This is a genomic window from Actinoplanes oblitus, from assembly GCF_030252345.1.
In the GTDB taxonomy this organism is placed as follows: Bacteria; Actinomycetota; Actinomycetes; order Mycobacteriales; family Micromonosporaceae; genus Actinoplanes; species Actinoplanes oblitus.
In genome coordinates, this window is sequence record NZ_CP126980.1 from 1,629,493 (window position 1) to 1,643,408 (window position 13,916).

The 13,916-nt window shown below is 73.4% G+C and carries 8 protein-coding genes; 3 read left to right on the plus strand and 5 right to left on the minus strand.

What is annotated here, in order from left to right; genetic code table 11:
• Nucleotides 1-44 precede the first annotated feature (44 nt).
• The gene (locus Actob_RS43970; RefSeq protein ID WP_407653691.1) at nt 45-5,174 is read right to left on the minus strand and encodes a pentapeptide repeat-containing protein; all 5,130 of its coding nucleotides are present in this window, start codon (nt 5,172-5,174) and stop codon (nt 45-47) included.
• Between the two features lie 20 nt (nt 5,175-5,194).
• Here Actob_RS43970 and Actob_RS07620 point away from each other — a divergent pair, with 20 nt between their 5' ends.
• Entirely contained in the window at nt 5,195-6,604 is a 1,410-nt protein-coding gene (locus Actob_RS07620) for an RNB domain-containing ribonuclease (protein ID WP_407653692.1), read from the plus strand.
• Nucleotides 6,605-6,606: 2 nt separating this feature from the next.
• Here Actob_RS07620 and Actob_RS07625 read toward each other — a convergent pair whose 3' ends face one another.
• Together Actob_RS07625 and Actob_RS07630 are read right to left on the minus strand one after the other, a co-directional pair.
• Nucleotides 6,607-7,557, minus strand: a complete 951-nt coding sequence (locus Actob_RS07625; protein WP_284919350.1) for an MBL fold metallo-hydrolase — start codon at nt 7,555-7,557, stop codon at nt 6,607-6,609.
• 145 nt (nt 7,558-7,702) lie between these two features.
• On the minus strand, nt 7,703-8,572 hold the full coding sequence (locus tag Actob_RS07630; protein WP_284919351.1) for a serine hydrolase: 870 nt from the start codon (nt 8,570-8,572) through the stop codon (nt 7,703-7,705).
• A 76-nt stretch (nt 8,573-8,648) separates the two neighbouring features.
• On the opposite strand from Actob_RS07630, the gene Actob_RS07635 reads away from it, so the two are divergent.
• Nucleotides 8,649-9,614, plus strand: coding sequence for a LysR family transcriptional regulator (locus Actob_RS07635; RefSeq protein ID WP_284919352.1), 966 nt, complete (start codon nt 8,649-8,651; stop codon nt 9,612-9,614).
• A 55-nt stretch (nt 9,615-9,669) separates the two neighbouring features.
• On the opposite strand, the gene panB is transcribed toward Actob_RS07635, so the two are convergent.
• Together panB and Actob_RS07645 are read right to left on the minus strand one after the other, a co-directional pair.
• Complete coding sequence (panB, locus tag Actob_RS07640) at nt 9,670-10,500, minus strand: 3-methyl-2-oxobutanoate hydroxymethyltransferase (protein ID WP_284919353.1); 831 nt, start codon at nt 10,498-10,500, stop codon at nt 9,670-9,672.
• A 139-nt stretch (nt 10,501-10,639) separates the two neighbouring features.
• Nucleotides 10,640-12,421, minus strand: a complete 1,782-nt coding sequence (locus Actob_RS07645; protein WP_284919354.1) for an NAD+ synthase — start codon at nt 12,419-12,421, stop codon at nt 10,640-10,642.
• Nucleotides 12,422-12,533: 112 nt separating this feature from the next.
• On the opposite strand from Actob_RS07645, the gene glnA reads away from it, so the two are divergent.
• On the plus strand, nt 12,534-13,886 hold the full coding sequence (glnA, locus tag Actob_RS07650) for a type I glutamate--ammonia ligase (RefSeq protein WP_284919355.1): 1,353 nt from the start codon (nt 12,534-12,536) through the stop codon (nt 13,884-13,886).
• The last annotated feature ends 30 nt before the right edge of the window (nt 13,887-13,916 follow it).

Below are 13,916 nucleotides of genomic sequence, written 5' to 3' on the forward strand. Positions count from 1 at the left end.
ACCTCGCTCCATGTCCGACTTCCCTGGCGCAGACGTGCCCACAGTCATTCGCAAGGAGGAACACCTCGATGCCCGCTGCCAAAAAGGCTCCGATCAGACCCGCCGCCTCCGGCGTCGCCACAAAACCGGTTTCCGGTACGACGAAACGCGCGGCCGCCGTGAGTGAGGCGGAAACCGCGACCGTACGGAATGGGGCCGGGCGGACGGTGAGCGGTCGCGGGGGAGCGGGTTCCCGATCGGCGGCCGCGGTGATCAAGCCGGCCGGCGGGCGTGGGACGGCCGGTGGCCGGGCGGCGGCTGGTGGCCGGGCGACCGCTGGTGGTCGGGCGACGGCTGGTGGTCGGGCGACGGCCGGTGGCCGGAAAGAGGTGTCCGGGAGCGCGGCGAGTGTGGCCGGGGCCGGGGACAAGCGTGTTGGTGGGCGGGCATCCGCGACCCGGGCCGGGGCCCGGGGAACGACGGGTGAACCGAAGACGGCAGTGGCGGGACGAGCCGCCGCGAAGGTGGGGAGTGGAGTCGCGGTGGCGGCCAAGTCGAAGGTTTCGGCGAGTGTGACGGCTCGGGTTTCCGGCAAGCCCGAGGTGAAGGCAGGAACGGCGCGGGGAGCGGCGGCCAAGGTGGCCGGGGCGACCAAGGCAGCCGGTGCGGTCAAGGCGAGCGGCGGGAAGGCTGCCACGGTGAAGCCGGTCGGCGTGGTGAAGACAGTGGCGAAGCCGACCGCTGCGAAGGCGGCGGCCAAGCCGGCGACCGCGAGGACTTCGGCGGTGAAGGGTACGGTGGCGAAGGCCACGGCCGCCAAGACCGCGGCTACCCGGGGCACGGTTGCGAAGCCGGCTGCTGGTAAGGCGGCTACCGCGAAGGCCACGGTTGTGAAGCCGGCTGCTGGTAAGGCGGCTACCGCGAAGGCCACGGTTGCGAAGCCGGCTGCTGGCAAGGCGGCGGCTGGGAAGACCGTGGGCAAGACGGCGGCGGCTGCGGTCAAGGGTGGTTCGAAGGCGGCGGCCAAGGTGCCGGTGGCTCGGGCGGCGGCGGGTGCTGTGGGCTCGGGGACGGCGAAGGCGTCGGCGGGGAAGAAGACGGCGGTGGTGCCGGCCGCACGGACGGCTTCGGTGAAGGCGGCCGGTGGCGCGGCGAAGACGGCCGGGTCCGGCAAGCGGGGGGCCTCGACGGTGCCGATGGCTCGTCAGGCGGCGGTGCCGGGTAAGGCGACGACCAAGCCGGTGGCGCCGGGTAAGACGGTGACCAAGTCGACTGCCGCGGCGGCCAAGAAGACTGCTGGTGCTGAGGCTTCCAAAGCAGTGGCGGCGAGGACCGTTGCGGCCGGTCGCGTCAAGGCGCCGGCGGTCACCGTCAAGGCGAGTGTGAGCCGGGTGAGTCCGGTCAAGGCCGCCGCGGCCAAGAGCGGCGCGGCCAAGACGAGTGCGACGAAGGCCAGCGCGGTCAAGGCGAATGCGACGAAGGCCAGCGCGGTCAAGGCGGGTGCGGTGAAGACCAGCGCGGTCAAGGCGAGCGCGGCGAAGACCAGCGCGGTGAAGACCAGCGCGGTCAAAGCGAGTGCGGTCAAGGCTGGCGCGGCTAAGACGAGCGCGGTCAAGGCGGGTGCGGCTAAGACCAGCGCGGTCAAGATGGGCACGGCTAAGACGGGTGCGGCCAAGGTCAGTGCGGCTAAGGCCGGGGTGGTCAAGGCTGCGGCTGGCAAGGGGAGCGCGGCCAAGGCCGCCGAGGCGAAGACCGGCTCGGGGCGGAGCGGCGCCGGGCAGGTTCGGGTGCCGGTGGCGCGGGCGGAAAGCGTACGCAAGCCGGTTGTGTCGCAGCGGAAATCCGGTGGCGCGGCAGCGGCCCGGAGTGGTCGGCGCGTCGCGGCGGCCAGCAGCAACTTGCCGAACAAGACGCAGGTGACGATGTCGGCCGATCCCGACCGGGACTGGAACCGGGAGACGTCGTCGGCGTGGCCCGAGTCGGCCCCGGCCGGATCGCGGCCGCAGGACGTCGAACAGGAGGTCTCGCCGAGCGAGCTGACGGATCGGCCGTTCCTCGGTGGGTGGTTCGCGCCGCCGCGGGACGCGGCGAGCCCTGAGCGGGAATCCGACCAGTGGGGTGCGGATCGTCCCGACCTGGAGGCGTTGGAGACCCCCGAGCCGGAGGCCGCGGAGGAACCGGGCTCGGATCTGGTGTCGGCGCAGATGGCGGAGTTCGCGAAGAGCGCTCGGGCACGTGGCCAGCTGTTCCTCTCGCCGGACGAGGCGGCTGTCGAGGTCGAGGAGAGCGGGATCGTCCGGAGCACGCCGGTGCGGAAGCGAGCCTCGGCGGGCACGTCGTCCGGGACCGCCGGGCCGGACACGGCCGGTGGACGGGCTGAGGCGGCGGCTGTCCGGGCCGCGCAGGCGGAGATGGCCGCCAACCGGGCCGCCCAGGCGGGGACCGCGGCGGTCGGCCGGTTCGGGCCGGAGCAGCCGGAACCGCCGGCGGCGCAGGTAGCGGTCGGCGGCGGAACGGTGCCCGGCGGATCGGGTCCGGCGCGGGCCGGGCGATCGATGGCCGCTGTGCCGGATCCGGCGGCGCCGGCTGTCAGTGGCGGTGGAGCCGGGGACATCGGCGGCTCGTCGGTGGAACCGGGAGCCGTGGAGGAGGCGGCGGCCAGCGCGGAGCCGGCGCCGTCCCGGATGACGCGGCGGCAGGCGGCGGCTCAGCGGGCGGCTGCCCGGGTGCCGGGCGACGCCGGACGGGCGGTCGGACGGGCTTCGGTGACGGAGCCGGCCGGGGCCGGCGAGGAGTGGGATGCCAAGCCCGCGGCCGACTACCAGGAGGCTTCGCCGGCCACGCAGCCGTTGAAGCGAGGGGCGGACGCCCGCCGGGGTGCGGGCGACAAGACCGCGCGGGGCGCGGTGGGTGCCGCTCGTGGGGCGGCGGCCAAGGCGGCGGAGGCGGCCGAGGCGGCGGCGATGGCGGCCGAGCTGGCCGACGAAGCGGTCATGGCGGCCGTCGAGGAGACCGGTGGGCGAGCTGCCCGGGGCCGGGGTACCGGGGCCAAGGGCGGCAAGGCGCCGGTCAAGGCGGTCGGGGCCCGGGCCTCGGCGGGTAAGGCCGCGGCGCCGGTCAAAGCCGTCGGGTCGAAGGCGGCCGGGGGTAGGAAAACGGCCCCGGTGAAGACGGTCGGCGGGCGGACGGGGGCCGGCAAGGCGGCTGCGGCCGCGGCGGCTCGGGCCGCGGTGGCCGCTGAGGAGGCGGCGGCTGTCGAGGCGCGGAGTTCGGCGGTGGGTAAGAAGCCGGCGGGGCGTGGATCCAAGGTGGCTGCGGGTCGGGGTGGTGCTGGCAAGACCGGTGCGACCAAGGCGACGGCGGCTAAGGCGGCGGGGACCAAGGCGACGGCGGCCAAGGCCACGGGGACCAAGGCGACGGCGGCTAAAGCCACGGGGACCAAGGCGACGGCTGCTAAGGCCGCGCCGAGCAAGGCCACGGCCACCAAGGCCACGGCAAGTAAGGCGACGACCAGCAAAGCGACGGCCAGCAAGGCGACGGCCAGCAAGGCGGCGACCAAGGCGACTGCGAGTAAGGCCACCGCGAGTAAGGCCACAGCGAGCAAGGCGACGGCGGCCAAATCGACGGCGAGTAAGGCAGCGCCCGGTAAGGCCACCGCCAGCAAGGCCACGACGACGGCCAAGAAGACCCCGAGCAAGGCCACGGCGGGCAAGGCCACGGCGGGCAAGGCCACGGCGGGCAAGGCCACGGCGGTTAAGGCGACGGCCAAGAAGGCGGCGACCAAGGCTACGGTGGCTAAGGCGACGGCGGGCAAGGCAGCCGGGGCCAAGGCTGGCACGGCAAAGGCCGCGACCGGTGTCGCGAAGACGGCTAAGGCGGCGAAGACTGCGACCGCGAAGGCTGCCGGCGCGAAGGCAACCGGGTCGAGGGCTACCACGGCTAAGGCGACTGCTGCCACGTCGACGAGGGCCAAGGCGGCTCCGGCGAAGGCCACCGCGGTGAAGGCGACTGCTGCCAAGACGGCTGGTGGCAAGGCCACTGCGGCGAAGGTGACGGCCAGCAAGGCGACCACTGCCACGTCGACGAGGGCCAAAGCGGCTCCGGCGAAGGCCACCGCGGTGAAGGCGACTGCTGCGAAGACGGCTGGTGGCAAGGCGACCGCGGCGAAGGTGACGGCCAGCAAGGCGACCGCGGCCACGTCGACGAGAGCCAAGGCGACGCCCGCCAAGGCTGCCGGCACCAAGGTCACCGGTACCAAGGCGACTGCGGCCAAGGCCACCGGGACGAAGTCGGCTGCGGCGAAGGCCACCGGCACGAGGGCGACTGCGGCCAAAGCCACCGGCAGCAAGGCGACCGGCAGCAAGGCTGCGACGGCTAAGGCGACCGGCAGCAAGGCTGCGACGGCTAAGGCGACCGGGGGCAAGGCGCGGGTGGGTTCGGCCAAGGCGGCTGCGGCTGCTGAGGCCAGGCTCGCCAAGGCGGCCGCGGCTGAGGCGGCGGCCACCGAGATCGCGGTGGCCAAGGCCGCGAAGGCGATGGCGACCGCGAGCGCGGCGGCCGAGTCGGCGTCGGCGGCCAAGAGCGCGGCCGCCAAGGTGGCCAGGACCGCCGCCACCACGCGGGCGGCAGCGACGAAGGCCGCCAAGGCCACCAAGGCGGCGGCGGCCAGGGCCGCGAAGGCCGCCGAGGCGATCGAGGCGACGCCGGCCCGCAAGGCGACCGCGTCGAAGGCGACCGCGACGAAGAAGGCGACCGCATCGAAGGCGACCGCATCGAAGGCGACTGCGACGAAGGCGACTGCGACGAAGAAGGTGGCCGCGTCGAAGGCGACCGCGACGAAGGCGACCGCGTCGAAGGCGACCGCGACGAAGGTGGCCGCGACCAAGGCGCCGGCCAAGAAGGCCGCCAACAAGTCGGCGGCCACCACCGCCGGACGGGCGACCGGGAACGCGGCCAAGGCCACCAAGGTCACCCGCACCTCGGGTGCCAACACCGGGACCGCCGCCGGTACCGCCCGCGGCTCGCGGAACGCGGCCAAGTCGGCGGCGCCGGCTCGGGCCACGCGTGCCACGGCGGCCGGCTCCCGGCGTACCAAATAGGCGGTGAGCGGTGGCGAAGCGGACCGTGCCCTCGGGTGCGGTCCGCTCGTGTCGGTGGCGCGCCGCAGGTGCGGCGCGGCCGGGGCTGGTAGGAATGGGCGGTGCCGATCAAACGGATGTGGGCGCCGCAGATTGACTTCTCCGTGCTGCGCCGGGAGCTGGACCTGCCGGGGGAGTTCCCGGCCGAGGTGATCGCGGAGGCGGAGCGGGCGGCCGCCGGGACGCCGGCCGGGGTGGACCGGACCGAGGTGCCGTTCGTGACGATCGACCCGGCCGGGTCGCAGGACCTGGACCAGGCGATGCATCTCAGCCGGCGCGACGGCGGCGGCTACCGGGTGCGGTACGCGATCGCCGACGTGGCGTCGTTCGTCAGGCCGGGCGGGGCGGTCGAGGCGGAGAGCTGGGTGCGCGGGCAGACCGTGTACCTGCCGGACGGGCGGATCCCGTTGCATCCGCCGGTGCTCAGCGAGGGCGCGGTGAGCCTGTTCGCGGACGTGGAGCGGGCGGCCGTGGTGTGGACCATCGACCTGGACGCCGACGGCGTGACGACGGCGACACACCTGGAACGGGCCCGGGTGCGCAGCCGGGCCAAGCTGGACTATCCGAGCGTGCAGCGGGAGCTGGCCGGCGGGAACCCGTCCGAGCTGGTGGTGCTGCTCGCCGAGATCGGGACGCTGCTGGCGCGGCGGGCGGCCGAGCGGGGCGCGGTGAACCTGCCGCTGCCCGCGCAGGAGGTGGAGCGGGACGGCGACGGCTGGCGGCTGGTGCTGCGCGCGCCGCTGCCGGTGGAGGAGCACAACGCGCAGATCTCCCTGCTCACCGGGATGGCCGCGGCGCGGATCATGTTGGACGGCGGGGTCGGGATGCTGCGGACCATGCCGGCGCCGAAACCGGAGGCGGTGGCGAAGTTGCGGGCGGCCGCCGAGCCGCTCGGGGTGCACTGGCCGGCGGGCGCGACGGTCGGTGCGGTGGTGGCCTCGGTGGATCCGGGCAGCCCGCGCGGCGCGGCGTTCCTCGACCAGGCCGCGGAGTTGTTGCGCGGTGCCGGCTACACCGCGTTCGGCGGCTCCGCCGGTCCGGTGCCGGAGGAGACCGGGCACGGCGGGGTGGGGGCGCCGTACGCGCACGTCACGGCACCGTTGCGGCGTCTCGCCGACCGGTACGTCACGGAGACCTGCCTGGCCCTGTACGAGAACCGCCCGGTCCCCCGCTGGGCGCTCGACGCCCTGCCCCGCCTGCCGAAGCAGATGTCCACCACCGACCGGCTCGCCTCGGCCGCCGATCGGGGCGCGATCGACCTGGCCGAGGCGGTGCTGCTGCACGTCCGGGTCGGCGAGTCCTTCGACGTGGCGGTGCTGGACCGCGAGGAGGCGTCCGGGAAGCGGCCGGCCGGCGGCACGGTGGCGCTCGACGATCCGGCGGTGCGCGCCCGCTGCGTCGGTGACCTGCCGCTGGGCGGCCGCGTCCAGGCCCGCCTCGCCGTCGCCGATCCGGCCACCCGTACCGTCCGGTTCGAGCGCGTCTGAGCTCAGAAGGTGTACGGCTGGTCGTACTCCGGGACGACGATCCGGGACCGTGGCGAGGCGGCCCGGATCGCGTCCACGAACGCGCTCAGCCGATTCCGGTCGGCGGGCGCGACGGGCGGCGGGTTCGTCGCCGGCTGCTCGAAGTCGTCCCAGTGCACCGGGACCACCACCCGCGGCCGGTCGAGCGCGGCGAGCAGCCGGGGCACGTAGTCGAAGGTGGCGGCCGAGCTGTTCAGGGCGATCATCGCGACGTCCGGGCGCAGGCCGGTGAGGTTGCGTTCGACGAAGTCGCTGGCGCCCATCAGGAAGACCGACGGGCCGTCCGGGACGCGCAAGACGTACGCGAGGGTGTCGCCCTCCGGCAGGTCGGCGATGGTCGCCGGGGCCGGCTGGGGCACGGCGAGCCGCACCCCGGGGAAGGCCATCGAGTAGCCGGCGTTGCGGCTGTGCAGCGCCGCTACCACCTCGACCCGGTACGCGCCGAAGTCCAGCACCTCACCACCCTTGACCGGGCTGAGCTGGGCGGCCGGCACCCCGTACGCCAGCCCCAGGTGGTACGCCGTGAGGGTGCCCAGCACCCGCGCCCCGGTGCTCCGGGCGACCTGCGGCACGTCCGCGAAGTGGTCCCAGTGGGTGTGCGTGACCAGCACCGTCTCCGGGGTGCCGAGCCGGGCCGCGGTGATCGCCGCGGGGTTCACGGCGAGCGGGGTGGCCGGGTCGAACGCGCCGGTGAACAGGCCGGTCGGGAAGCGGCTCAGATACGGGTCGACCAGCACGGTCCGGTCGCCGACGTCGATCCGCCAGCCGGCGGTGCCCAGCCAGCGGAACGTGGCGCTCCGATGGTGCCGGGGGGAAGCCGGGGCGGCGTTCGCGACGGCGGGAAGCGTGCTGACCGCCGTGCTCGCCGCCGCGGTGAGCAGGAACCCGCGACGATGTAACGATTTTCCGGACATGGCAGTGCTCCTCGCTGTGTGGCGGAGTCGTAGCCCACCACCGGGGAGGACCGATCGTCCAAGATCGCAGGGCGGAGCCGGTCATATCCGGCTCGATATCGGCGCTGCTCGGCGCCGCCCGCCCGGTGCCGCGGCGTGGTCCGGGTCACTCCCCGCGCAGGTGCCGGACCGCCGTCAGCGCCGCCCGCCCAAGCAGCCGGTCGATGTCCATCCGGGCGGTGGCGAGCTGCCGGGTGCGGGCGAACACAGCGATCGCGTACCGCCCGCCGTCCGGGTACTCGGCCACCCCGGCCTCCATGTGCAGGCCGGGTAGCGTGCCGGTCTTGCCGGAAACGCGTACCCCGGCCGGGAAGGCGGCCGCGAGTCGCGTCCAGAACATCTGCCGCCCCATCAGCTCGCGGACCGTCGCGCAGGCCGCGGCCGGCCCGGCAGCGTCCCGCCAGATCAGCTGGAGCAGCCGGGTGATCTCGGCCGGTGTGCTGGAGGTGGTCCGCTCGGGGTCGAAGGCCCGCAGCCCACGGACCTGATCGCCGGTCAGGGCCGGGAAGATCCGGGCGAACGCGGTGCCGTCGGCCGCACCGACGTCGGCGAACATCGACTCCAGCATCTCCCGGGGGCCGCCGATCACGCGGGTGCGGGACAGACCCAGCTCCGCGGCGAGCATCGGCAGCAGGTCCGGGCCGACCCGGCGCAGCAGCACGTCGGCCGCCGTGTTGTCGCTCACCGACATGGTGAAGTAGGCCAGGTCGCGCAGCGACAGCTCGACGTCGTCAGCGCAGCCGCCGGTGCCCCAGCCGCCCAGCCGGTCGCCGCCGCGCAGCACCACCCGCTCGGCCGGGTCGAGCGCGCCGGCGGCCACCTGCCTGGCGAACTCCAGCACCAGCAGAATCTTGACGATCGAGCTCAGCACCACCGGCTCCCCGGCGCGGACGCCCACCGCCCGGTCGTCGTCGATGTCCCGGACGTGCAGCCAGCCCTCGACATCCTCCGCGGCGAACACCTCGTCGATCGACATCGGACCACCCTAGGCCGCGTTCCGGAGTCCGGCCGCAGCCCCGGTCGGACTCCGGAACACGACCTAAAGTGGCCCGGTGGATCTCTTCCGGCACCTGCGGTACTTCCTGGTCGTCGCCGAGGAGCTGCACTTCAGCCGGGCCGCCGAGGTGCTCGGTATGGCGCAGCCACCGCTCAGCCAGGCGATGCGGCGCCTGGAGCGCGAGCTCGGCGTCACGCTGTTCGACAGGCTGCCGCGCGGCACCGCGCTGACCGGCGCGGGGCAGGCGCTGGTCGAGGAGGCGAGGCAGTTGCTGTTCGCCGAGCAACGTCTGCGTACGGTGATGCGCGCCACCGGCGACGGCAGCCTGGGCGTGCTCCGTGCCGGTGTCCCGCCGGACACGCCCGCGCCGGTGCTCGGCGAGCTGCTGCGCCGCCTGGCCGCGCGGTTTCCCGGGCTCGACGTGGATCTGCAGGAGCTGACCACCGCCGAGCAGGTGGCGGCGCTGGCCGCCGCGCGACTCGACGCCGGCCTGGTGCAACAGCCGGTCGACCGGACCGAGCTGCGGGCCGGTCCGGTCACCTGGAGCCCGCTCGGCGTGGTGCTGCCGCGTACCGCTGCGCTGGCCCGGGCCGCCGCCGTGCCCCTGGCCGACCTGGCCGGGCACGGGCTGGTGCTGTTCCCCCGGGCCACCGCCCCGGACTGGTACGACCGGATCCTCGCGGTCAGCGCCGAGCACGGGTTCCATCCGGCGCGGGTCCGGCACGCCCGCAGCCCGGAGCTGCTGTGCGGGTTGGTGCTGGCCGGTCAGGGCGTCGCGCTGGCCCGGGAGGACACGGTGCGCCGGGAACCGCGGGTGGCCTGGCGCCCGCTGCGGGGTGAGCCGCTGCGCCAGGGGCTGGTAGCGGTCTGGCCCCGCCGGGCGGGGCATCCGGCCGCGCCGCGGTTCGCCGAACTGGCCGCCGAGGTGCTGGCGGCGGCCAGGACCCGGGTGACACCGGTCGGCGGGGGAGACCCGGCTCCCGCGCCGTGGTCGGTGGTGTTCGACGCCGCCCGCTCGTAGGGCCAGGGCTGGGAGGCCCGTGGACGGGGGGCTCCCCGCCGTACCGGAAAGGGTCCTAGAAGGTGTGCTCCGCGGCGGGGAACTCGCCGTTGCGGACCTCGTCGGCGAACTGCCGGGTCGCCTCGGTCAGCGCGCCGGCCAGGTCGGCGTAACGCTTGACGAAGCGCGGGGCCTTGCCGGTGCGCAGGCCGGCCATGTCCTGCCAGACCAGGACCTGGGCGTCGGTGTCCGGGCCGGCGCCGATGCCGACGGTGGGAATCGGCAGCTCCTTGGTGATCTGCTTGGCGACCTCGCCCGGGACCATCTCCAGGACCACGGCGAACGCGCCGGCGTCGGTGACCGCGCGGGCGTCCGAGATCACCTCGGCGCCCTCGTTCTCCCGGCCCTGGACGCGGTAGCCGCCGATGGCGTGCTCGCGCTGCGGGGTGAAGCCGATGTGCGCCATCACTGGGATGCCGGCGCCGGTGATCGCCTCGATCTGCGGGGCCATCTTGCGGCCGCCCTCCAGCTTGACCGCGTGGCAGCCGCCCTCCTTCATGAACCGGACGGCGGTGCGCAGTGCCTGGGTGGGGCCCTCCTCGTAGCTGCCGAACGGCAGGTCGCCGACGATCAGCGCGGTCTTGGTGGCCCGGACCACGGCACGGACCAGCGGCAACAGCTCGTCGACGGTGACCGGGACGGTGGTCTCGTAGCCGAACACGTTGTTCGCCGCGGAGTCGCCGACGAGCAGCACCGGTACGCCGGACTGGTCGAAGATCGAGGCGGTGTACTGGTCGTAGGACGTGAGCATCGGCCAGCGGTCGCCGCGGCCCTTCGCGTTGAGCAGGTCGCGGGTGCGGACCCGGCGGGTCGCGGGCCCGCCGTACAGGGTCGGGATGTCCGACATCTCGTCACTCTCCTCCCTCGAGGCCGCCTGGTGCGGTCCCCGGGTGTTGCGAGCATCGTCGCACCGGGGACCGCGCCGCGGTCAGGGGTAAGTGGAGGTTTTCACACCGTCCGACCGACCGCCGCCGCCCTGAAGCGGCTCAGGAGCCTGCCCCTTCTCGGAACCGGTTGGTGATCGGCAGCCGCCGATCCCTGCCGAACGCCTTTCCGGAGATCTTGGTGCCCGGCGCCGACTGACGGCGCTTGTACTCCGCCAGGTCCACCAACCGCAGCACCCGGTCGACCAGGGCCGGATCGTTGCCGGCCGCGATCAGCTCGGCACGGCCCAGGTCCTGGTCCACATACCCCTTGATGATCGGATCAAGCACCTCGTAGTCGGGCAGCGAGTCCGAGTCCTTCTGGTCCGGGCGCAGCTCGGCGCTCGGCGGCTTGGTGATCGAGTTCTCCGGGATGGGTGGCTCGCCCTGCGTGTTCCGCCAGCGGGCGAGCTGCCAGACCATGGTTTTCGGCACGTCCTTGAGCGGGTTGAAGCCACCGACCGAGTCGCCGTAGAGGGTGGAGTAACCGACCGCCAGCTCGCTCTTGTTGCCGGTGGTGAGCACCAGGTGCCCGTCGGCGTTGGAGAGCGCCATCAGGATCACGCCGCGGACCCGGGCCTGCAGGTTCTCCACCGCCAGGCCGGAGAGCGACAGGTTCGCCAGGAACGCGTCGACCATCGGCTGGATCGGCTCCACGCGGTAGTTCAGGCCGGTACGTTTGGCCAGGTCGGCGGCGTCGTCCTTGGAGTGCTCGGAGGAGTAGCCGCTGGGCAGCGAGACGCCGGTGACGCGTTCCGGGCCGAGGGCGTCGACGGCGATGGCGGCGACCACCGCGGAGTCGATGCCGCCGGAGAGGCCGAGCACCACGGAGCGGAAGCCGTTCTTGTCGACGTAGTCGCGCAGGCCCATGACCAGGGCGGCCCAGACCTCCGCCTCGTCGGCGATCCGGTCGGCGACGCCACCGTCGCGCCGCCCGTCGAGCGCCGCGAGATCGGCCTCCACGACAGTCCGGTGGATCGCCATGTCGTCCGCGATCTCCTGCTCGACCGGTGGCTTCGCCGCATCCGTCGAGCCCGCCTGATTCGGCGTGGTGCCGGCAACGGGCAGGTCCAGGTCGTGGACGAGCAACTCGGCGGTGAACTGCCCGGCCCGGGCGAGCAGCGAGCCATCCGGCCCGACGATCATCGAGTCCCCGTCGAAGACCAGCTCGTCCTGCCCGCCGATCATGTTCACGTAGGCGACGGTGGCCCCCGCCTCCGCCGCCCGCCGCTGCACCAGCGGCAGCCGCACGTCGTCCTTGTTCAACTCGTACGGCGAGGCGTTGATGTTGACCACCAGCCCCACCCCGGCCCGCCGCGCCGCGGTGAACGGCCCCCCGGCCTGCCAGATGTCCTCGCACACGGTCAGCGCGACGTCCACCCCGCCGAGCCGGACCACGGTCAGCGCGTCGCCGGGCTCGAAGTACCGGTCCTCGTCGAAGACGCCGTAGTTCGGCAGGTGGTGCTTGAAGTAGGTGGCCACCACCTCGCCGCGGTACAGCAGCGCCGACGCGTCCCGCCGGCCGCTGCCGGGTGTCGCGTCGGAGCTGATCGCGGCCGGGCCGTCGGCGTCCACATAACCCACCACCACGGCCAGCTCACCCAGCCCGTCGGCGGCCAGGTCGGCGGCGAGCGAGCGCAGGGCCCGGCGGGAGGCGTCGACGAACGAGTTGCGGAAGACCAGGTCCTCGATCGGGTAACCGGTCAGCATCATCTCGGGGAAGGCCACCAGGTGGGCGCCGGCCTCCGAAGCGGCCTGCGACCAACGGCGGATTTCGGCCGTGTTACCGGCGATGTCGCCGACCGTCGAGTTCACCTGAGCGAGGGCGATGCGCAGCGTGGGCATGGGCTCATTGTCCCCCCATGACGGGGTTCCGGATCCGGACCCGGGCCCACGTCACAGGGCGCCGCCAGCGTACTCTCGGCTCGAAGGATCGACAGCGGGACGAGGGGTGGAAGTGGACCGACAGCAGGAGTTCGTGCTTCGTACGCTCGAGGAGCGCGACATCCGTTTTGTCCGTCTCTGGTTCACCGATGTGCTCGGCACGCTGAAGAGCGTGTCGGTGGCCCCGGCCGAGCTGGAGTCCGCCTTCGAGGAGGGCATCGGCATCGACGGCTCGGCGATCGAGGGCTTCGCCCGGGTCTTCGAGTCGGACATGGTCGCCATGCCGGACCCGACCACGTTCCAGGTCTTCCCGTTCGAGGGCGGCGGCAGCGGCGAGAGCGCCCGGATGTTCTGCGACATCCTGCTCCCCGACGGCAGCCCCGCCTGGGCCGACCCGCGCCACGTGCTGCGCCGCGCGCTGGCCCGGGCCGCGGAGAAGGGCTTCACCTTCTACACCCACCCCGAGGTCGAGTTCTTCCTGGTCCAGGACGGGGACAACGACGGCTCGGTGCCGATCCCGGTGGACACCGGCGGTTACTTCGACCACACCACCCACGCGGTGGCCCGCGACTTCCGCCGGCAGGCCGTGCTGGCCCTGGAGCGGATCGGCATCTCGGTGGAGTTCAGCCACCACGAGGTCGCCCCCGGCCAGCAGGAGATCGACCTGCGGTACGCGGACGCCCTGACCACCGCCGACAACATCATGACGTTCCGGCACGTGGTCAAGGAGGTGGCGCTCTCCCAGGGCGTCAAGGCCACCTTCATGCCCAAGCCGTACACCGACCAGCCGGGTTCCGGCATGCACACCCACCTGTCGCTGTTCGAGGGCGAGCGCAACGCGTTCTACGACGGCGAGGACCCGCAGAAACTGTCCAAGACGGCGCGCGCGTTCATCGCCGGCCTGCTGGTGCACGCCCGCGAGTACACCGCGGTGACGAACCAGTGGGTCAACTCCTACAAGCGGCTCTTCCCGCTGCAGCTGCCGGACCGGATCACCGAGTCGCCGGCGTTCGTCAGCTGGGGCCACCTCAACCGGTCCGCCCTGGTCCGGGTGCCGGCGTTCGGCAAGCCCAACTCGGCCCGGGTGGAGGTCCGCTCGATCGACTCGGCGGCCAACCCGTACCTGGCGTTCGCGGTCATGCTCGGCGCCGGCCTCAAGGGCATCGAGGAGGGTTACGAGCTGCCCCCGGGCGCCGAGGACGACGTCTGGTCGCTGTCCCCGGCCGAGCGCAAGGCCGCCGGTTACGAGGCGCTCCCGGAGAACCTGTCCGAGGCGATCGAGGTGATGGCCGGTTCGGAGCTGATCGCCGAGGTGCTCGGCGAGCACGTGTTCGACTTCTTCCTGCGCAACAAGCGGGCCGAGTGGGAGCAGTTCCGGCGCGAGGTGACGCCCTACGAGCGGCAGCGCTACCTCGGCGCACTCTGAGATCACGAAGTTGGGTGACACGCGGTACGG